General features: G+C 46.5%; 17 protein-coding genes and 1 other annotated feature. Of the genes, 9 read left to right on the top strand and 8 right to left on the bottom strand.

Going from position 1 to position 20,134, the window contains the following annotated elements; genetic code table 11:
• Positions 1-8: 8 nt before the first annotated feature.
• From FS628_RS12800 to FS628_RS12770, 7 genes are all read right to left on the bottom strand, one after another.
• Complete coding sequence (locus FS628_RS12800; protein WP_145322406.1) at positions 9-662, bottom strand: methylthioribulose 1-phosphate dehydratase; 654 nt, start codon at positions 660-662, stop codon at positions 9-11.
• A gap of 3 nt (positions 663-665) precedes the next feature.
• A complete protein-coding gene (locus tag FS628_RS12795; protein WP_145322404.1) occupies positions 666-1,343 on the bottom strand; it encodes a 2-hydroxy-3-keto-5-methylthiopentenyl-1-phosphate phosphatase in 678 nt (225 codons plus the stop codon).
• Positions 1,340-2,563, bottom strand: coding sequence for a 2,3-diketo-5-methylthiopentyl-1-phosphate enolase (locus FS628_RS12790; RefSeq protein ID WP_186327806.1), 1,224 nt, complete (start codon positions 2,561-2,563; stop codon positions 1,340-1,342). Before FS628_RS12790 ends, FS628_RS12795 begins: the two co-directional genes overlap by 4 nt.
• Positions 2,560-3,420 (bottom strand): pyrroline-5-carboxylate reductase, encoded by an 861-nt coding sequence (gene proC / locus FS628_RS12785; RefSeq protein ID WP_036671976.1) that lies wholly within the window; start codon positions 3,418-3,420, stop codon positions 2,560-2,562. The genes FS628_RS12790 and proC overlap by 4 nt, the downstream gene beginning before the upstream one ends.
• Positions 3,421-3,455: 35 nt before the next feature.
• Positions 3,456-4,703 (bottom strand): glutamate-5-semialdehyde dehydrogenase, encoded by a 1,248-nt coding sequence (locus FS628_RS12780; protein WP_145322402.1) that lies wholly within the window; start codon positions 4,701-4,703, stop codon positions 3,456-3,458.
• 238 nt (positions 4,704-4,941) lie between these two features.
• Positions 4,942-6,045 carry a glutamate 5-kinase gene (gene proB, locus FS628_RS12775; RefSeq protein WP_145322400.1) on the bottom strand — a complete coding sequence of 368 codons (1,104 nt, stop codon included), beginning with the start codon at positions 6,043-6,045 and terminating at the stop codon, positions 4,942-4,944.
• 82 nt (positions 6,046-6,127) lie between these two features.
• Positions 6,128-6,342, bottom strand: a binding site (T-box leader).
• A 64-nt stretch (positions 6,343-6,406) separates the two neighbouring features.
• On the bottom strand, positions 6,407-7,615 hold the full coding sequence (locus FS628_RS12770; RefSeq protein ID WP_145322398.1) for a pyridoxal phosphate-dependent aminotransferase: 1,209 nt from the start codon (positions 7,613-7,615) through the stop codon (positions 6,407-6,409).
• Positions 7,616-7,875: 260 nt separating this feature from the next.
• On the opposite strand from FS628_RS12770, the gene FS628_RS12765 reads away from it, so the two are divergent.
• From FS628_RS12765 to FS628_RS12750, 4 genes are all read left to right on the top strand, one after another.
• Complete coding sequence (locus tag FS628_RS12765; protein ID WP_145322396.1) at positions 7,876-8,871, top strand: ABC transporter substrate-binding protein; 996 nt, start codon at positions 7,876-7,878, stop codon at positions 8,869-8,871.
• A gap of 205 nt (positions 8,872-9,076) precedes the next feature.
• Positions 9,077-10,699 carry an ABC transporter substrate-binding protein gene (locus FS628_RS12760; protein ID WP_145322394.1) on the top strand — a complete coding sequence of 541 codons (1,623 nt, stop codon included), beginning with the start codon at positions 9,077-9,079 and terminating at the stop codon, positions 10,697-10,699.
• A 73-nt stretch (positions 10,700-10,772) separates the two neighbouring features.
• A complete protein-coding gene (locus FS628_RS12755; RefSeq protein ID WP_145322392.1) occupies positions 10,773-11,594 on the top strand; it encodes a carbon-nitrogen family hydrolase in 822 nt (273 codons plus the stop codon).
• Positions 11,595-11,686: 92 nt separating this feature from the next.
• A complete protein-coding gene (locus tag FS628_RS12750; protein WP_017687767.1) occupies positions 11,687-11,872 on the top strand; it encodes a hypothetical protein in 186 nt (61 codons plus the stop codon).
• Positions 11,873-12,105: 233 nt separating this feature from the next.
• On the opposite strand, the gene FS628_RS12745 is transcribed toward FS628_RS12750, so the two are convergent.
• Complete coding sequence (locus tag FS628_RS12745) at positions 12,106-13,026, bottom strand: LysR family transcriptional regulator (RefSeq protein ID WP_145322390.1); 921 nt, start codon at positions 13,024-13,026, stop codon at positions 12,106-12,108.
• A gap of 365 nt (positions 13,027-13,391) precedes the next feature.
• Between FS628_RS12745 and FS628_RS12740 the strand changes: the two genes are divergently transcribed.
• The 5 genes from FS628_RS12740 to leuD all read left to right on the top strand — a co-directional run bounded on the left by FS628_RS12740 (position 13,392) and on the right by leuD (position 20,110).
• A complete protein-coding gene (locus tag FS628_RS12740) occupies positions 13,392-15,305 on the top strand; it encodes a beta-glucoside-specific PTS transporter subunit IIABC (protein ID WP_145322388.1) in 1,914 nt (637 codons plus the stop codon).
• Positions 15,306-15,341: 36 nt separating this feature from the next.
• Positions 15,342-16,181, top strand: coding sequence for a BglG family transcription antiterminator LicT (gene licT, locus FS628_RS12735; RefSeq protein WP_145322386.1), 840 nt, complete (start codon positions 15,342-15,344; stop codon positions 16,179-16,181).
• Between the two features lie 45 nt (positions 16,182-16,226).
• Positions 16,227-17,684: a glycoside hydrolase family 1 protein gene (locus tag FS628_RS12730; RefSeq protein WP_145322384.1), complete on the top strand. Its 1,458-nt coding sequence runs from the start codon at positions 16,227-16,229 to the stop codon at positions 17,682-17,684.
• Positions 17,685-18,054: 370 nt separating this feature from the next.
• Positions 18,055-19,476 carry a 3-isopropylmalate dehydratase large subunit gene (gene leuC / locus FS628_RS12725; RefSeq protein ID WP_145322382.1) on the top strand — a complete coding sequence of 474 codons (1,422 nt, stop codon included), beginning with the start codon at positions 18,055-18,057 and terminating at the stop codon, positions 19,474-19,476.
• A 31-nt stretch (positions 19,477-19,507) separates the two neighbouring features.
• Complete coding sequence (gene leuD / locus FS628_RS12720; protein WP_145322380.1) at positions 19,508-20,110, top strand: 3-isopropylmalate dehydratase small subunit; 603 nt, start codon at positions 19,508-19,510, stop codon at positions 20,108-20,110.
• The last annotated feature ends 24 nt before the right edge of the window (positions 20,111-20,134 follow it).

Here is a 20,134-nt window from a genome sequence, read left to right as displayed (position 1 = left end):
AATGATTGCTATTTCGTAGCACCCTTCAGCAGAAGTTGACGGTACATCACTTCGAATAGGAATTCGAAAGCCTCCAGATGACGTTTCGCTTCAAAAGCATCCTTGCCCCACGCATATATGCCGTGGTTACGAAGCAAGATCCCTGGCACTTTGGCATCCAGAACATCCGGTACCAATTCAGCAATGGACGGAATGTCGGCAAAGTTAGGCAGGACTGGTACACGAATCTCCGCATTCTCTTCCCAGATGTTGAAAGCCTTGATCAACTCAATGCCTTGAATAGGCACCTGACCTTCTGCTCCAAAGAATTCGCTAATCAGATTGTTAAACACGGTATGTACGTGGAATACAGCACCACAACCCGTCAAGCGATAAATTTCGCAGTGAATCAACGTTTCGGCACTTGGTTTCAACGTTGTTGTTTCAATTGCTTTGCCGTGCTTGTCCACAAAAAGGAAGTCTTCCGGTGTGCGAAGAGATTTGTCTTTGCCAGAGGCGGTAACCGCAAAATAAAATTGCTCTGAATCAAAATCTCCTACACGCATCGAAAGGTTGCCACTTGTTCCAGGGAACCAGTTACGACTGGCGAACAGTGCTTTAATATCAGCCAGTTCTTCCAGGACCTGACGTTTGTGTTCCAATGTAATCTTTTCAAAGCCCATCGTTTACAGCACTCCTTGTGTTTGCTTCTGTTTCATATCTTCGATGATATCGTAAAAGGTAGCGAATGACACATGGTCTACACCAAGTTCAATACATTTGTCCGTTAAAATGGAGCGAGAGTAGACGAGATCAGCAATCTTGGCACCTTCAAAATCCGTCAAACTGTCTCCAATAAGGATTCGATTGTATTGTTCTTCCGGGAAGGTACGGATCACAGTCGTTTTACACATGCCGCAGCCGTTCTCACAAGGAGGCTGACAGGGATTCGGCCATTCAATCCGAATGGTTTCACCCGAGAAGTCAGCCCCGTTGCAATAGACATGATCCTGCGGGATATGGAATGGTGCGAGCAACGGCTCGATAAAGAAGTCCATGCCACCACTGGTCACATTGAATTCGATACCTTCGCTGCGAACATATTCAAGAAACTCGCTGAATCCTTCACGGATCCCTGCTTGTCCAAGCACGAACTCCACAATTTCATCTTTCTGTGATGCAGGCAACAGAGCAAACATGGCTCCAACACCTTCACGCAGCGAGATTTTTTGCTCAATCGTATCTTTCATAATCGCTTCAATGCCCTCAGGCTTGAAATGTTTCATGATGGCTACGATGTTGTCCGAGAGAGTAATCGTACCATCAAAGTCACAGAAAATAACGGTTTTCTTATCACTTCTCATCGTTCGCCACCCCACAGATCCAGTGCGCTTTTCAACTCCGGATGCTCGGTTGCATATTGCGCGAGGGTTATGGAGCGCTGAGCTGCATCAATGGCTTGCAGGAATGCTCGTCCGCCTGCTTCAGTGCCCATCGGATGTCCATGAATACCGCCACCCGCATTAACGATGACATCTGTGCCAAAGTCGCGCAAAATAAGCGGTACAAGGCCTGGATGGATGCCGGCTGAAGGGACTGGCATACTGGTTCTCACCGGCAGATCAGATGACAACAGCTGCTCGGTAATCGCCATATTTTCTTCCTTCGGCATCGTTACCGATCCATAAGGAGAAGGGAAGAGTACCAGATCGGCGCCGGCAAGACGCATCAACTGGCCAAGTACAACCGAAGCCGAGATGCCGTAATGCGGTGAAGGATACAGTGCACCTGCAAGAGCAGGGTGAGCCATAATCGGCACATTAATATCAGAATCACTGCTGAGTTCATGCAGCACATCATATCCGTAAGACAATACGTTGAACAACAAGGCATTGGCTCCTGCACCTATAGCGCGTTCAGCTTGTTGCTTCAGACGAGATGTAGGTCCTGTGAGATTGGTTGCATACAGAAGTTTCTTGCCTGTCTCCTGGCGTGCCTGTTCGGCAGCTTTCATGCAGACTTCAACTCTTTTTTCGATTGGGGTCAATTTATTCTCGAACAGAATTTCATCGTCCTTGATCAGATCAACGCCTCCAAGGGCCTGACGAATAAATTGTTCACGCAGTTCATCTGCATCCAGCCCAATAACCGATTTGAAGATACTCATTAACAGTGGTCGATCATGTACACCAAGCAAATCACGAACACCATTCAGTCCAAACTTGGGTCCAGGGAATGCACTCAGGAAGCCATCCGAGAAACCAAGCTTTGTCAATTTGATACGGCCATCCATTGAGATTTTGCCAAAGACTGTCACGAGCAGGGCAGGGATATCACGGCTGAAGTTAACATCAGGATATCCAATGGTAATATCAGCGTAACGCTCACCCGCAGCCATTCCATCAGCTTCATGTACTTCTACGCTGATTACTTCGCCCAGATGCTTCTGCATCGCTTCACGCTGGGCCTGTGGCAACTCGGTCCAGCTACCAACGGTCATGCCAATCGCGATGGACTGAGCTTTCTTGCGAAAGTCTGCATGATCATCATGCAGACGATATGTGGCTGTGCACATGTTATTCATTTTAAATCCCCTTCCAAAGCAGCTCCCATCTCCCGTGAGCGCTCTGCACAGCGGTTGACGGCTGCGATTACATTTTCAAAGAAATCTCCTTCGTCCAGCGTTTTCAGTGCTGCCTGGGTTGCCCCTCCCGGGGAGGTCACATCACTACGAAGCTTCATCGGTTCCAAACCGGTTTGTTGTACCATACGTGATGCGCCCAGCACTGTCTGAACAGTGAGATCGCGAGATTGCTGGCTGGATAGGCCACCACGAATACCTGCGGCAATCATGGCCTCCATTAAATAGTATACATAAGCAGGGCCGCTTCCGGAAATACCTGTGAGCACTTCGAGTTTATCTTCAGGCACGATGGTCACGATACCAACCGCTTCAAACATGGTCATTACCGTACTACGCTGCTCATCCGTTATCTCTGCAGAGAAGGCAAGTCCAGTAGCACCGAGTCCAATGGTACTAGATGTATTCGGCATGGTTCTGGCGATTGGTTGTTTACGACCGAGCAAGGACTGCATCGTGCGGATTGATAACCCGGCAATGACAGATACGATCAGTTGATCAGGCGATAACAGCGGACCCAGTTCGCGCAGTGCTGCGGCAGCATCTTTGGGTTTCATACAGAGTACAATGACCGGAGTGGAGGCAAGATGATCCAAGGATTGCGAGGCAGTTCCGGTATGTACAGCATAACGGGTGCTGAGCTCCTCCTGACGTTTCTGGTTGCTGCGGTTCAGCATCGTAATATCCTGAGGACGAACGACCAGGCGGGAGATCAGTCCGCGCACGATGGCTTCAGCCATCGCGCCTGCTCCGTGGAAAGTAATCTTCTGTTGTAGTAACGTCTGCTGCTCTTGACTCATATTTATCTTCCTCCTATATAACTGGTGCTGGAATATTATTGACGAATCTGTCCATTGCCGGTAATCCGATATTTGGTTGACGTGAGCGCTGGTAGTCCCATAGGTCCACGTGCATGCAGTTTCTGAGTACTGATCCCGATTTCGGCTCCATAACCAAATTCGTATCCGTCGGTGAATCGCGTGGACGCATTGTGATAGACGGCTGCTGCATCCACATCATGCATGAAGCGTTCTGCATGGGCTGTATCCCGGGTTACGATACACTCGGAATGTTTGGTTCCGTAATGTGCGATGTGCTGCATCGCTTCGTCCAGGTTCTCGACCACACGGATATTTAAAATATAGTCGTTGTACTCGGTCGCATAGTCTTCCTCGGTTGCCTCAAGAGCGGAAGGGACAATACGGCGTACCGTGTCGCAACCTTTCAAAATCACATTGGCCTCACGGAATTGCTCGGCAAGAGCAGGCAGGTGCTCTTCCGCGTATGTGGCATGTAGCAGTAACGTTTCCATGGCGTTACACACCGATGGACGTTGTGCCTTGGCGTTGATGGCAATTTCGGCTGCCATGACCGGATCGGCTGATTCATCGACATAGGTATGGCAGATGCCGGCCCCAGTTTCGATGACAGGTACTGTTGCATTGGCAACCACATTACGAATGAGCGAAGCCCCGCCGCGTGGAATGATGACGTCCAGTAATCCGTTTAATTTAAGCATTTCATCCACGGAAGCACGATCTGCATCCTCAACGAGTTGCAGCGCATCAGCAGTCATGTCTGTCGTTGCCAATGCCTGATGCAGCACCTCTACAATTTTGCGGTTGGAGGACAGGGCAGAGGAGCCGCCGCGCAGAAGCACTGCATTACCTGTTTTGAGACATAATCCCGCTGCGTCCACGGTTACATTAGGTCGAGCTTCGTAGATGATACCGATCAGACCAATCGGCACTCTAAGTTTTTCAACATGCAATCCGTTAGGACGGGTGAATGTCTCCAATACTTCACCGACTGGATCAGGCAGATCCGCAATCTGACGTAATCCTTCAGCAATGCCAGCAATGCGCTCCTTATTGAGGGCGAGTCGATCCAGCATGGATTCCGGTGTACCTTGTTCCCTGCCTCGCACCAGATCTTCGGCGTTTGCCGTAATGATGGAATCCGTCTCCGTTATCAAAGCATCTGCCATGACACGCAGGGCCGTATTTTTCTGTTCTGTATTCAATCGGTTCAGCTGTGGAACCGCGGCTTGGGCTTTGATGGCTTTTTCTCTAACTTCACTCATCTTAATTCCTCCTCATATATATAAAGTTAAAATTTTAACCACATGTTGGACTAAAGATTATTCACACAGACACTACGATGACAGAATAACCTTCCAATCGCTGTTATCCCCAGATTTTTTCGATTCCCTTTTTTAAAGGGAAAATCCGGTGATAAAGGCGAACGCTCCGCTTTTTCAGGTTTTTTCTGTCCTCTCCGTTACGTGTAAATGATTAGTTTAACTTAATATTGCTTCATGTTTATTTTAACGTAATCCATTCGTCTCTATGAATAACTTCAAGTCTGTGGATGCTAGCGAGTTGTTTCATCACTTCTCCACTGGGAAGTCCGGCAATGAGTCGAAGCTGGTCATCATCATAATTGACGATACCGCGACCGAGCAAGGTTTCATCCAAACCAATCACCTCTACGACGTCTCCTGCATGAAATGTTCCCAGTACTCGCTTGACCCCTACAGGTAGAAGACTATGGCCCCCATGGACAAGTGCTTCTTCAGCACCATCATCCACAACGACTGTTCCCAGCGGTGTAGACATGAAGCCGAGCCACTGCTTTTTACGAGATAACGAAGCGAGTCGTGTCTCAAAGTAAGTTCCTTTGCCCGTGCCATCAACCGCCTTCTGCATATCTCCGAGTTCTTTCACACTTCCCACGAATACAGGTACGCCTCCACGTGTAGCAACCTTGGCTGCATCGACTTTGGATCGCATTCCGCCTGTACCAACCGTTGATCCTGAACCGCCGGCAAAAGCGTAGATCTCAGCCGTTATCTCGGGGATACGGTCGTAACGAACGGCAGAAGGATCTTTACGCGGATCTGCGGTGTACAGTCCGTTGGTATCGGTAAGAATGATCAGATGCTGTGCCTTTACCAGGTTCGCAACCAATGCGGACAACAGATCGTTATCACCAAACTTCAATTCATCCACCGATACCGTATCATTCTCATTAAAAATCGGAATCACTCGCTGTTTGAGCAGCTCTTCTACGGTCATGCCTGCATTACCCATGCGTTTACGACTGTGAAAGTCTGTACGAGTTAACAGAATTTGCGCCGTAGTAACGCGGTGCGCTGCAAAAGCCTGTTGATATGCCTGCATCAGTAATGCCTGCCCAACGGCCGCTGCGGCTTGTTTCTCATGTAGCAGTTTGGGGCGCTGAGGATAACCGATCTCCCGGAATCCGGCCGCTACCGCTCCAGAGGTGACCAAAAGCACTTCATGGCCCTGATCAGCCAATGCTGCAATTTCTCCGGCAAAAAAAGTGATCGAACTGCGATCCAGACCGCCTTCTTCCGTTGTAAGCGAGCTGCTTCCAATCTTAACTACAATACGTGAAGTCATGGTTTCACTTCCTTAAACATGATTAATAAGTGCTTCTGGAGCAGGCTTTTGCGGGTACAAAAAAAACTCCCGCCCTTTAGTTAAAAAGGACGAAAGTTCGTTACTTCCGCGGTACCACCTTTATTGATGATTAAATCATCCGGCTTCATGCCCTGTAACAGAAGGCACTGTCCTGTACGTAACAGGCCGCTCAGGGGTAGGTTTCAGAGAAGAGTCACGGTAAATTCTTTCAGCAGGGTGGAATTTACTCTCTGGGCGCGACTGATATTCTCTTACTGGTCCCGTCATCACGTTTCGTTCAATATTTCTTATAACATACCATGGAAACTTGGCATATGCAAAGGGGTTATGGTCCTGTAAATTACTTGAATAAATTCAGCTTGCCAATCCGCTCCACAGCTTCGCGTAATCGGTTTTCATCACTTAGCAGTCCTGCGCGCACATAGCCTTCACCATGCGAACCAAAACCAATACCTGGAGCTACGGCCACCTTGGCTTCTCGTAGTAACAAGTCTGCAAATGAAGCGGAGGTATAACCGGCAGGTACAGGCAACCAACTGAAGAATGAACCTGCTGGTTTCGAAGCTTGCCAGCCAATGGAGGATAGAGCGTCATAAAACGCATTGCGACGGGATTCGTAACGTGAAACCAGCGAGGCAACACATTCCTGGGAGCCAGTCAGTGCTTCTGTTGCCGCAGCTTGAATCCCACCGAAAAGACTGACATAGATATGATCCTGAAGCAGATTGATTTTAGAGACAATCTCTGCGTTACCGAGTGCGAATCCAACACGCCATCCAGCCATATTGTATGTTTTGGATAACGTATAGAATTCAATGCCCACTTCTTTGGCACCAGGGGCTTGCAGGAAACTTACTGGACGATGTCCGTCGAATCCAATTGCACCGTAAGCAAAGTCGCTGGCTACTACGATTTGATTTTGAATGGCGAATTCTACCGTATCTTCGTAGAACGAAAGGGGCGCCGTTGCTGACGTTGGGTTGTTGGGGTAGTTCAGGAACATCAGCTTGGCCTTCTCCCGATCTTCCGCAGTAACGGCTTCGTAATCAGGCAGGAATGCATTGGACTCCAGTAAAGGCATAAATGACATGTTTGCTTTGGCAAGTGCAACACCAGACCAGTAATCCGGGTAACCCGGGTCTGGAACGAGAACGGTGTCGCCGGGGTTAAGCAGGACCTGGGGTAACTGAACTAGACCTGTTTTGCCTCCGAACAGAATCGCAACTTCAGTCTCGGGATCCAGATCAACGTTGTAATCTTCCTTATAACGTTTGGCGACAGCTTCCTTCAGGAAAGAGTACCCTCTAAAAGGGGAGTATTTGTGGTAGAGGGGATTTTCAGCCGACTCTTGCAGTGTTTTCACAATATGGGGTGGTGTCGGTGTGTCCGGGTTCCCCTGACCCAGATTAATCACGTCATGACCACTTGCGATTTCGCGATTTACATTTTGAACAAGGGTAGCAAAAAATTGCGTTGGCAGCTGTGTCATCACATCAGAAGTCGGTATCGTAAAGGCTGAACGAGCAGTTATATGGTCTGAATGGGTCATTATATTCATCACTCCGGTTATTAAAAATGGCAAATAGTTCTCATTAATTTATCACGCCAATCCCGAGCTGTATAGAGGGAAATCCACTTGATTATACAGGACATGAGAGCAAAGAGCGGAGTATTGTACAAAATTGAAAGTGCTCATTTCGTTTTGTCCATTGAGCTGAGAGAAGCCATGTTTTATGATAATATCCGATAATGATAATCAATATCATTAATTCCTTACACTACGCACATAATATAGGGGGAGAAATAGAAATGAAAAAGGGTATACGAAATACGGCAGTATTATTAACGATCACGTGGTTATCCATTCTGCTACTGGCTTGTGGGAATCAGGCCTCAACACCTGCTGCTGGCGCAGATGATTCCATAGCAGCCACGGAAACGACAGAGACCACGACTGCAGTGGAAGAGACGAATGAGGGCGAGACCCGGGTATTCAAAGATTGGACTGGCCATGAGGTTGAGGTTCCTATGAATCCGAAGCGCGTCATCTATCATGGAGAAGTTACCGGGGATCTGCTTGCACTTGGTGTTGTTCCTGTCGGCATACTTCGTCAAGAGGGGACCGTGTACGATGAACAGGTTGCCCAGGCAGAAGATGTAGGATTTCCAATCAGTGTGGAAAAGGCGCTGGACTTGAATCCCGATCTGATCATTTTTTCCAACAGTGATGAAGCACAATATGATCAGATCGCAAAGGTTGCACCTACGGTTACATTTGATTCGTTCGGTTCAATAGAAGATCGTATTCGTATCCTTGGCGACTTGTTGAATAAGAAGCAAGAAGCGGAGGACTGGATTACGGCTCATCAAAAAGCGACGGAAGAGATGTGGACGCAACTTCATGAGAACGGATTAAAAGAAGGGGAGACCGCTTCAGTATTCACGATGTATCCGGGGAATCGCCTATTTGTCATGGCGGGTGCAGGATTGCCCCAGTTGTTATATGGAAAAGACGGGCTGAAGCCAACCGCGGAAATTCAGAAAGTATTGGATGAAGACATGGGATTCGTAGAGATTTCGACTGAAAAATTATCTGAATTTGCCGGTGATCGAATATATATTCTCGATCCTGTGACCGACGATGCCAAGCAATCCACCAAGGAATTGCTGGATAGTTCAATCTGGAAGAACCTGCCTGCGGTGAAAGAAGGAAAAGTATATCGTTTTAATATCGCAAAAGCTTCTAGTGATGCTCTTTCCAGGGAGTGGCTGCTGAAAGAGTTGCCAAAACAGATGATCCAATAATTTGTGATGAGTTAGTAAGGCAGGATGAACACTATTTGAGGAATGCAGTTTCCAAAAAAAAGTAAGAGGAGCCTTCAACATTTCGTTGAACGCTCTTTTTTGCTGATTAAACTCCTATCTGGATTATTAACAATCGCTCGCATATAATCAGACATACAGAATGATTGATAATTATTCTCATTTTAGAAAAACGAGGTGAACCGACATGCAGGCTTTGGATGCCGATGGAGGAGCGTTGTTCTTTTCAGCATTCATGTTTCGGCTGGATCATCTGGTACGACGAATTGAACAACCTGAACAGGTGATGCTGGAAGTGGCTTGCGAGAAACATGCGTTCCTGATCTGTGAAGAAGGAGAGGGGCGTTTATATATTGGACCTGAACAGTTTCCGTTTACTACGGGATGTGTCTATCCGCTTTCTCCGGGAGAGGGGTACCAGATTGAGCATCGTAATGTCTCGGAATTGAAATATATCGTAATAGCTTTTGATGTTATTCATGTGTTGACTGGTGATCCAGAGCTCTTTACCCGTTCTGTATTTGAGCACAGAAACCAATTGAATGGTTATCCCTATGCACCGTTAAGTGGACTGCTGGAACAGATGTATGTCATTCGAAATTATAAAACAGATGCCGAATACAGTCATCTGAATGCACAGTTCCAAAAATGGATGGAGATGATCATTACCCGGTACACTTCTCCAAAGACGGAGCAGAGCATGGAAGCCAGACTACACAGTACGATTCAGTATGTGGACGACCATTATGCTGAAGAAATCACTGTACAGAAACTGGCACGTCTTGCGGAGATCCGCCCTGTGCAATATACGACCCTTTTCAGACAACTCACGGGTCACAAGCCGCTCGATTATGTGAATCATGTTCGCATCAAACATGCCAAGGACTGGCTTCGCAAATCAGATGAACCCCTTCGGGATATAGCGAGCCGCGTGGGGTTTAAGGATGAGTATTATTTCAGCAGGCGTTTTCGCCAAATGACGGGATTATCTCCTCGTCAATATGACAGATCGATTCAGCAGCAGACGTTAGTACAAGATTGGTTGGGTCATGATGTGAATATTCCAGTTAACCCGGAGCGAATGATGTATTACGGAGATTCCGCTGGGGATCTGCTGGTGCTGGGCATTCAGTTGTTGGGAGACCAGACATATGACGCGGTTGCTCCGGTTAATGTGGAGGCAGCTGTTATCACGAAGCCGGATTTGATTATTTTTGATAGCAGTAATGAACAGCAGTATGAACAACTTTCCCGCATTGCACCAACTCTTGCTTACAATTCACATGCCATGTTGGAAGAACGAATGCACAGATTGGGCAGTTGGTTTGGCAGACAAACTCAGGCTGAACAATGGCTAACCTCCTATGGGGAGCGTACGAAGCAGATGTGGGCGAAGATCCATACAGTGATTGAAGAAAGGGAAACGGCATCTGTATTTACATATCATCGGGGTGCACGATTATTTGTTATGGGCAATATCGGTCTGGCGCCTATGTTATATCATCCGATGGGATTCAGGCCAGTTACCAAAGTGAAGGAAGCACTTGCGGCAGGCAGAGCCTATAAGGAAATTTCGGCTGAAGCGGTACGTCAGTATGCGGGAGATCATGTTTTTGTTATGCTGCCTGAGGAAGTCCTGGCAAGACAAGCTACAGAGATGCTGATGAAAAGTCCAAGCTGGAAGGCTCTTCCGGCAGTGAAGAATGGAAGGGTGTACCTTGTTGAAGAGTCAACCTGGAATGTGGGTGATGCGCTCACGATCGATCGATTGCTGACCCTGCTCCCTGAGTTGTTATGTGGAGGTTTATAACGGAAACAGGGTTGCAGTCCTTAAGATGATCAAGCTATGATAGCAGGTATTACGGTTCAGAGGAGTGCTTGTCATGACAGAACAACAACACGGGGAAATGCGTGTAGCCCTGATTCAGGGCGATATTCAGCTCGGAGACCCTGAGGCCAATCATAAACATATGCAGTCGTTGCTTGAACGTGCGGTAGAACAATATCCGGATCTGGGGCTGGCTGTGTTGCCTGAGATGTGGAATACGGGGTACGCCCTGACGCAAATTCATGAACTCGCTGACCCGGAAGGCCAGAAATCACGGGAGTGGCTATCTGCTTTTGCTCAAAAGCATCAAATCTCCATCGTGGGCGGTTCAATCGCCGAGAAACGGGATGGACAGATATACAATACAATGTACGCTTATGATCGTGAAGGAAAACAGGTAACACGATACGATAAATTACATTTGTTCCGTCTGATGGACGAAGAGAAATATTTACAGCCTGGTGCGGAACCTGAAATTTTTGAATTGCAGAACGGTCTTACAGCAGGTGCTTCGATCTGTTATGACATCCGGTTTCCGGAACTGGCCCGTACACTTGCTCTAAACGGGGCCAAGGCATTGATTGTACCTGCGGAATGGCCGAATCCTCGTCTGCACCACTGGCGTACCTTGCTTACGGCACGAGCCATTGAGAATCAGATGTATGTAATCGCCTGTAACCGTGTGGGTAAAGGGGGAGAGACCGAATTTTTCGGACATTCCCTCATCATTGATCCTTGGGGTGAGATTGTGGCTGAAGGTGGCGAAGGGGAAGAGATCGTGACCGGAATCATTCGTCCTTCCCTGGTAGATGAGGTTCGCGGCCGTATTCCCGTATTTGAGGACCGTCGACCTGGCGTTTATTTTGGTGAAAAATAAAAACTGAAAATAAAATTCTTCAGAAAAAGTGTTTATTCTTCCAGGACGCGGGTAATGATAACTATCCCGTCACCAAGGAGGATGATCAATCAATGGACAACCATGTGAAAGATACGCTCAGGAGACTGGAACAGGATAACACAAGGGAAGATCACTTAAGGGCATTCTTAGAGAATGGAGCAGGAGGGCTATCACCCCCTGATTCAACTGTTCAGGACGAAGGCCGTGTAATGAATCAGCAAAACAGGCTGACAAGCGATCGTAATTTGCGTAAATAAACCGCCAGAGATGAAGTTTTCTTATGTACGTTTCTACGTTAACATTATAAATAAGCATCGAAAACCAAACAACTTAACAAGCAACATTGTACTGGAACCAGTTACTGTGATTGCAAAGTAAGAACTTTATCCTGCGGATGCGGGAAACGAGTATAACAAAGGCTTGGCCCATAGGGGTCAAGCCTTTGTTTTGGTTCATTACCATATGCCTCCATATCTATAGGAACAATTCATTAGTCTCCTTTAGACAGTTCGGCAACGGTTTGTTGAAACGTGTGGATGAATGCCTCGGCTGCTTTTGACAGTACTCTTCCTTGACGATAAGCCACAACAAGTGTTCTGCTGGGAGTAGGCTCAGCAAGTGGCACATATACAGGCACGAATTCACTGCGCGGTGCACGGGCAATAAAGCGTGGAACCAGGGTAATGCCCATACCTGTGGCGACCAGCGACTGAACGGTTTCAATATTTGTGCTCTCAAACACAACTTGGGGATCAAAACCGGCTTGCTCACAGAGATCAAATGTAAGTTTGCGGAAGCCCTGTCCTTTTTTCAATACAACAAAGGGTTCATCACGGAGCTCTTCAATTCGCACAGGAATCGGATGTTCCGGATCTGCCCTGCGTGCCAAAGGGTGATTCGGGGGAACCGCCAGATCAATCCGTTCTTCTCCAATGGTTACATAAGACAAGCTTGGCTCTTGTAAAGGAAGAGATAGCAAACTCAGATCAGCTTTGCCGCTGGCTGTCAATTTCTCAAGCGTAAGCCCGGAGTCTTCCAATAAGGTGACCTCAATCTCGGGATAAGCTTGTTGGAACGCTGGAAGCACGTGTGGGAGCAAGTGTGAGCCCGTGATCGGCATGCTGCCTACAACGACTTTACCTTTGCGAAGCTGGGAGATATCGGACATTTCCTGACGTAATAGCTCCACAGCATCTACGATCTTCTGGGCTTGCTCGACAAACGTAACACCTGCATGGGTTAACTCCACGGTACTTGTATTACGCTGAAAAAGGAGTACACCCAATTCTTTTTCCAATTTGGATAATTGCTGGCTTAATGAAGGCTGCGCAATATGCAGCTTCTCTGCTGCCCGGGAGAAATTGCGTTCGGCCGCAATTTGCAGCGTATATTGAAGTTGTCTGAATTCCATCGTCATTGGTCATTCCTTTCGTTATGCCACCATTATATCATTACAGATGAAGAAATCATTAATTTCGCTTAACCGCTTGCACTCCATCAGAAGAGTTGATATACTGATTTTGAAAACGCTTAAGAAACGACTTACCCGGGTAAAACAAATCAACGTTTTCATGTGTGCCAGTTTCAAGTGTTAGTACGGAACCATTTCAAATGTTCATATTCCTTTTCGTTTATATAATTGAATAACATTCATCCAACGATGGCGTGTTACTGTTCGGCAGGCAAGACCTAGATTGGGTGGGAAGAGTTTCTCTTTTCCTACCCTTTTTAGGTCTTTTTTTGTTCTCATCAAGAAGAAATGACGGAGGTGTCGTTATGAATTCCAAAAAGCTGGCTCAGGAAATTTTGGAGCATGTAGGTGGAAATAATAACATCAATCAAGTAATTCATTGTTCAACAAGATTACGTTTTACACTTAAAAATTCAAAGCTTGCCAATACAGAAGAGATCAAACGGTTGGATGGAGTCATAGGAGCCGTGGATAGTGGCGGGCAATATCAGGTCATCATTGGTAATGATGTAAGTTATGTATATAACGAACTGGCTCCATTAATAAGCACGGAAACGGCCAGTGATGAGGTTAAGCCTCCACGGGATTACAGTCCCAAGGGTTTGTTTAATGCTTTTGCCAATGTCATCGCAGGCATCTTCCAACCGATTATACCGGCCATTGCAGCCTCTGGAATGCTCAAAGCTCTGTTGTTGCTGGCTACCGTTTTTGGCTTTATGACAAAAGAAGATCAGGCCTACGTTTTTTTGAACGCAATCGCAGATGCAGGCTTTTATTTCCTGCCGATGCTGCTTGCCTTCTCAAGTGCAAACAAGTTCAAGGCCAATCCATATATAGCCGTATTATTAGGCGGTGTGTTGCTTCATCCAAACATGATTGGTCTTCTGGGTGGAGAGGAACCGGTATATTTCCTTGGCATGAACGTACCAAATGTCGCTTATGCCACTTCCGTTATCCCGATTATTTTGACCGTTTGGTTTATGTCGTATATTGAACGTTTCGCTGATAAAGTATCACCCGGTCCTGTGAAAATATTTTTGAAGCCGCTCATTGTTATCCTGATAGTTGCCCCTATCTCACTGATTGCACTCGGCCCATTGGGCACATATATCGGCACAGGGATGTCGGAAGGTGTCTTCTGGATACAGGATAAAGTGGGCTGGGTAACCGTCGTTATTATGTCGATGTTGATGCCATTTATCGTGATGTTTGGCATGCACAAAGTGTTTTATCCTGTGATCTTTGGAGCAATAGCTTCACCAGGTTACGAGACGCTGTTCCTCGTTTCAATGCTTGCTGCCAATATGGCACAAGGAGGAGGGGCACTCGCCGTAGCTTTCAAATCCAAAGACCCAAAAATGAAACAGATCGCTCTTTCTGCCGGAATTTCCGGGATGTTCGGGATTACTGAACCAGCAATCTACGGGGTGCATCTCCGTTTGAAAAAGACATTTTTGGCATGCCTCATTGGCGCAGGAGCGGCGGGCATGTTCGCGGGAATCGTCAATCTGAAGGCGTATACTGCAGTTGGCCCTGGTCTTGCCACATTGCCGATCTTTGTCAGTGATGATCCCAACAATATTTTATATGCGCTGATTACGGTTGCGATTTCTTCCGTTATTGCCTTTGTAGGCGTGTTCCTAATCGGGTTTCAAGATACAGTAGCAAGTGCGGAGTCTGGTAAAGCGGGTAAGCCATCTGCTGAGTCCGTTTCTCCAGTCCGTATGGATTCTCAGTCGCAAACTTCGGCTTCCGGCATGAAGTCCAAAAAAGTGGTGTTTGCTCCATTGGAAGGTAAAGTTCTGCCATTAAGAGAGGTGAAGGACGAGGCCTTCTCGCAAGAAGCCATGGGACAAGGTATGGCCATTCAGCCAAGTGTTGGCAAGGTGTTTGCTCCGTTTGATGGTACCGTTGAGACGGTGTTCCGCACTAAACATTCCATCGGTCTGAGATCGGTAGAGGGGGTAGAACTTCTGATTCATGTCGGATTGGATACGGTGAAACTGAAAGGCCAGCATTTTGATGTCAAAGTGAACGAAGGAGAACAGATCTCTCATGGTCAGCTCCTGATCGAATTTGATCTTGAAGCTATACAAGCCGCAGGTTATGACACTACGACCCCTGTAATTGTGACCAATTCATCGGATTATCTGGAGATACTGGGCAATGAAACTGCGGCGACAACAGGACCGGGGAAACCATTAATTACGGTGTTATAACTCGCTGAAATATGAATGAAAGGCAGGCAGCCTGATATGGAAGTCATAAAAATACTGAATTCGAGCATTGTTCTTGCTAGACGTGGTGAGGATGACAAGGAAATTATTGTGATGGGAAAGGGCATCGGCTACAGGAGCAAACCGGGAGATGTCGTGGGCGAGGATGAGATCGAGAAGATCTATGTCCTTGAAAATGAAACGATCTCTTCGGATCTCACCGCCCTGATGAAAGATACGCCAAAAGAATATCTGATTCTGGCTGATGAAATCATCTCCCATGCCAAACATACATTGTCCCGCCATCTGAGTGATCATCTCTATGTCGCATTAACAGATCACCTGTATATGGCCATGAAGCGATTCAAGGACAATATGACGATCCAGAACCGAATGTTGTGGGAAGTGAAAAAGTTCTATCCGCAGGAGTTCAGTATCGGGTTGCATGGTCTGTCTCTCATTCAAAAACAGCTCGGTCTCTCCTTGCCTGAAGAGGAAGCGGCGAATATCGCCTTTCATCTCGTTAATGCCCAGCAGAATGATGACAATATGAATCAGGTCATGATGATGACCAATACAGTCAAGGATGTACTCAATATTATCAAAATTCACTATCAAGTGGAGCTGGATACACACAGCATCAACTATTCACGCTTTTTGACCCATTTGCAGTTTTTTATTCAACGGCTTTTTGAGCATAAAACATTAAACACACAGGATCATGAGCTCTTTGAGCAGATCGCGAATAAATACCCGCAGGAAGAAGCCTGCGTATTACTAATCAAGGATTATATTGAAGCCCGGTTTGAACATACGATCTCCAATGAAGAGATGATGTATTTGATTATTCATATCAATCGAGTCATGAGTCGTAATTGAGCAAGAATGAAAGAGTTGCAGAGATAATCCAAGGAGGAATACACAATGACCAATACAACAAGAACGTTTCCAGAAGATTTTCTATGGGGAGGAGCGATTGCTGCCAATCAGGCAGAAGGAGCGTGGAATGTGGATGGCAAAGGTCTGTCTACAGCCGACATTGCTATCTATCGAAAAGGTGTAGCTAAGAGTGAGTATAAAAAACATAATGCGATCAATGAAGAACAGATCAAGGCTGCGATGGAGTCTACCTCGGATAGAGAATATCCGAAACGCAGAGGCATTGATTTCTACCACCGTTACGATGAGGATCTAGCCCTGTTTGGGGAAATGGGACTCAAAACGTTGCGCTTATCCATTGCATGGACCCGAATTTTCCCGAATGGCAACGAAACAGAGCCGAATGAAGCCGGTTTGCAGTTTTATGACCGTGTTATTGACGGCATGCTGAAACAAGGAATTGAACCATTGATTACGTTGTCGCATTATGAGATGCCGATGTATCTGGTGAATCACCATGGTGGATGGACGGATCGGAAAGTCGTGGAGTATTTTGTTCACTTTTGCAAAACCGTGTTCACCCGTTATAAGGACAAAGTGAAGTATTGGATTACATTTAATGAAATTGACAGCATTGTTCGTCATCCGTTTACGAGTGGTGGTATTGTTCCGGAGCGTTTCGAAAATGTGGAGCAGGCCGTATATCAGGGGTTGCACCATCAATTTGTAGCGAGTGCGCTCGCAGTGAAATACTGTCATGAGATCATTCCAGATTCCCGAATCGGATGTATGCTTACCAAACTGACGACGTACGCTCATACATGTAATCCCGAAGACGTACTCGTTGCTTCTCGGGATAATCAATTCAATCTTATGTTCACGGATGTACAGGTGCGTGGAGCGTATCCGTACTTTACAAAGAGATTTTTTGCCGAAAAAGGGATTAACCTCGATATGCTTGAGGGGGATGAAGAGATTTTGAAAGTACACACTGTGGACTTTATCTCATTCAGTTATTATATGTCCCTAGTATCAAGTGTGGATGGCGACCGATTGGAGCAGGTGAGTGGCAATACAACTGGAGGGGTGAAGAACCCGTATCTCCAAACGAATGATTGGGGCTGGCAGATTGACCCGGTAGGTCTGCGTATCTCATTGAATGAACTGTATAGCCGTTACGAGGTGCCCTTGTTTATCGTTGAAAATGGGATTGGAGCTATAGATACGATTGAAGCCGATGGTAGCATTCAGGATGATTATCGTATTGATTATTTCCGTTCTCACATTGAACAAATGCATGAGGCGATTCTGGACGGTGTTGAACTGTTGGGCTATACCAGTTGGGGAGTGATTGATCTGATCAGTTATTCTTCTTCAGAGATGGAGAAACGATATGGCTTTATTTATGTAGATCAGGATAATGACGGCAATGGAACACTGGAGAGAAAACGCAAGAAGAGTTTCCATTGGTACAAAGATGTGATTGCGAATAACGGCTTGTAATACGCTAGCAGGACAAGCACTCTGATAAGACGGTGATACATGCTAATTTTCACCTAATGATAAAGTAGGAAAGCAGCTCTGGATTCAGGGCTGTTTTTTCCTGTTTTAGATAAAAAGCATTGACAGCGAAGAAGCGGGAACGTAGTATAGACTTTATATGATAATGATAATTGTTATCAATTGAAACCTCTGCGATGAGCAGTGGTTTATTTGCTTTTCCCTCATTATAGGTTAAACCTATTACATCTATAGATATTATATCTTGGAACAATGAAGGACAGGGTGATATATTTATGTCATTCAAGAGCTTCACTTTTTAAAGGAAACACGAGGCTCTTCCAAGGACCGAACTTATGATGAGGTGAAAATGATGAGTAAAAAAACGATGTTTGAGAAAATTTGGGAAAATCACGTAATTCATCAAGAAGAAGGCAAACCAAGCATTCTGTATATCGATCTGCATTTGGTGCACGAAGTAACTTCTCCGCAGGCATTTGAAGGACTTCGTCTGAGTGGACGTAAAGTTCGTCGCCCTGAGCTGACATTTGCGACAATGGACCACAACGTTCCAACGAAAGACCGTTTCAACATTACAGATCCAATCTCCAAACAACAAATTGATACACTCTCGCAAAACTGCCGTGATTTCGGCGTGAAATTGTATGATCTGGACACGATTGATCAAGGTGTCGTGCACGTTATGGGACCTGAGCTGGGTCTGACTCACCCGGGTAAAACAATTGTATGTGGTGACAGTCATACATCCACACACGGTGCCTTCGGCGCCTTGGCATTCGGAATCGGAACAAGTGAAGTTGAGCACGTTATGGCAACCCAATGCTTGCAACAAGCGAAAGCCAAAACAATGGAAGTTCGTTTTGTCGGCAAACGTAATCCGGGTGTAACCGCGAAGGATATGATCCTTGCAGTTATCGCCAAATACGGTACAGACTTTGCAACAGGTTATGTTATTGAGTACACAGGCGAGTCCATCCGTGAGTTGAGCATGGAAGAACGTATGACGGTCTGCAACATGTCCATCGAAGGTGGAGCAAGAGCAGGATTGATCGCTCCGGATGAAACAACATTCGAATATCTGCGTGGACGTGAATACGTACCAGCGGGTGCCAAATTCGATGAAGCTGTAGAAGGTTGGAAACAGCTTGTAACCGATGAAGGCGCCGAGTTCGACCATGTGGTTGAAATCGATGTGGAAACATTGATTCCGCAAGTAACTTGGGGAACAAGCCCTGGCATGGGAACCGACATTTCTTCGAAAGTTCCTGTTCCGGCTGAATTGCCTACAGAAAATGAACGTAAAGCGGCTGAAAAGGCGCTTGAATATATGGGTCTTGCACCGGGAACACCAATCGCCGAGATTCCAATTGACTATGTGTTTATCGGTTCTTGCACCAATGGTCGGATCGAAGATCTGCGTGCAGCAGCAAAAGTGGCTAAAGGTCACACGGTATCCAGTCAGGTTACAGCAATTGTTGTACCAGGCTCAGGAAGAGTTAAAATCCAGGCAGAACAAGAAGGTTTGGATAAAATCTTCACGGAAGCCGGATTTGAATGGCGTGATGCGGGATGCAGTATGTGTCTGGCGATGAACCCGGATGTGTTGAAGCCAGGACAACGTTGTGCTTCGACTTCCAACCGTAACTTTGAAGGACGTCAAGGACGCGGAGGACGTACGCATCTGGTGTCTCCGGCAATGGCAGCAGCAGCAGCAGTTAAGGGGCACTTTGTGGACGTACGGGACTGGAATTTCAAAACGGAAGCAGCGATCTAAGCAATAACAAACAGAAGGGAGAACGTTTAATATGGATGAATTCAAAACATTACAAGGCATCGTTGCACCGGTAGACCGGGTCAATGTAGATACAGACGCAATCATTCCGAAACAGTTTCTGAAACGGATTGAGCGTACCGGATTTGGACAATTTTTGTTCTATGAATGGCGTTTTGATGAAGAGGGGAACAACAATGCTTCCTTCGAAATGAACAAACCTCGTTACGAGGGAGCATCCATCCTGATCTCGCGTGCCAACTTTGGCTGTGGATCTTCCCGTGAGCATGCGCCATGGGCGATTATGGACTATGGATTCCGTTGTGTCATTGCACCATCATTTGCGGATATCTTCTATAATAACTGCTTTAAGAACGGAATCTTGCCCATCAAGCTGTCGGAAGAGCAGGTTGAAGACCTGTTCCAGCGTACAGCAACACATGAAGGCTATGAGATGAATGTGAATCTGGAAAAGAAAACGATTACTGATGCATACGGACTGCATATCGATTTTGATCTGGATGAGCACCGTCGTCAATTCCTGTTGCAAGGATTGGACGACATCGGTCTCACCCTTCAACATGATGATGAGATTGCTGCATATGAACAACGCCACGCGGCGAAACTGTTCGGTTAATTTCCAAAGTATCCTATAGCAAAA

Origin of the sequence: Paenibacillus xylanexedens (assembly GCF_007676705.1) — a bacterium.
GTDB lineage: Bacteria > Bacillota > Bacilli > Paenibacillales > Paenibacillaceae > Paenibacillus > Paenibacillus xylanexedens_C.
This window is presented reverse-complemented; position numbering and strand designations above follow the sequence as displayed.

Coding starts and splice junctions, on each gene's coding strand:
- FS628_RS12800 (WP_145322406.1), bottom strand. CDS start 662: ATGGGCTTTGAAAAGATTACATTGGAACACAAACGTCAGGTCCTGGAA.
- FS628_RS12795 (WP_145322404.1), bottom strand. CDS start 1,343: ATGAGAAGTGATAAGAAAACCGTTATTTTCTGTGACTTTGATGGTACG.
- FS628_RS12790 (WP_186327806.1), bottom strand. CDS start 2,563: ATGAATAACATGTGCACAGCCACATATCGTCTGCATGATGATCATGCA.
- proC (WP_036671976.1), bottom strand. CDS start 3,420: ATGAGTCAAGAGCAGCAGACGTTACTACAACAGAAGATTACTTTCCAC.
- FS628_RS12780 (WP_145322402.1), bottom strand. CDS start 4,703: ATGAGTGAAGTTAGAGAAAAAGCCATCAAAGCCCAAGCCGCGGTTCCA.
- proB (WP_145322400.1), bottom strand. CDS start 6,045: ATGACTTCACGTATTGTAGTTAAGATTGGAAGCAGCTCGCTTACAACG.
- FS628_RS12770 (WP_145322398.1), bottom strand. CDS start 7,615: ATGACCCATTCAGACCATATAACTGCTCGTTCAGCCTTTACGATACCG.
- FS628_RS12765 (WP_145322396.1), top strand. CDS start 7,876: ATGAAAAAGGGTATACGAAATACGGCAGTATTATTAACGATCACGTGG.
- FS628_RS12760 (WP_145322394.1), top strand. CDS start 9,077: ATGCAGGCTTTGGATGCCGATGGAGGAGCGTTGTTCTTTTCAGCATTC.
- FS628_RS12755 (WP_145322392.1), top strand. CDS start 10,773: ATGACAGAACAACAACACGGGGAAATGCGTGTAGCCCTGATTCAGGGC.
- FS628_RS12750 (WP_017687767.1), top strand. CDS start 11,687: ATGGACAACCATGTGAAAGATACGCTCAGGAGACTGGAACAGGATAAC.
- FS628_RS12745 (WP_145322390.1), bottom strand. CDS start 13,026: ATGGAATTCAGACAACTTCAATATACGCTGCAAATTGCGGCCGAACGC.
- FS628_RS12740 (WP_145322388.1), top strand. CDS start 13,392: ATGAATTCCAAAAAGCTGGCTCAGGAAATTTTGGAGCATGTAGGTGGA.
- licT (WP_145322386.1), top strand. CDS start 15,342: ATGGAAGTCATAAAAATACTGAATTCGAGCATTGTTCTTGCTAGACGT.
- FS628_RS12730 (WP_145322384.1), top strand. CDS start 16,227: ATGACCAATACAACAAGAACGTTTCCAGAAGATTTTCTATGGGGAGGA.
- leuC (WP_145322382.1), top strand. CDS start 18,055: ATGAGTAAAAAAACGATGTTTGAGAAAATTTGGGAAAATCACGTAATT.
- leuD (WP_145322380.1), top strand. CDS start 19,508: ATGGATGAATTCAAAACATTACAAGGCATCGTTGCACCGGTAGACCGG.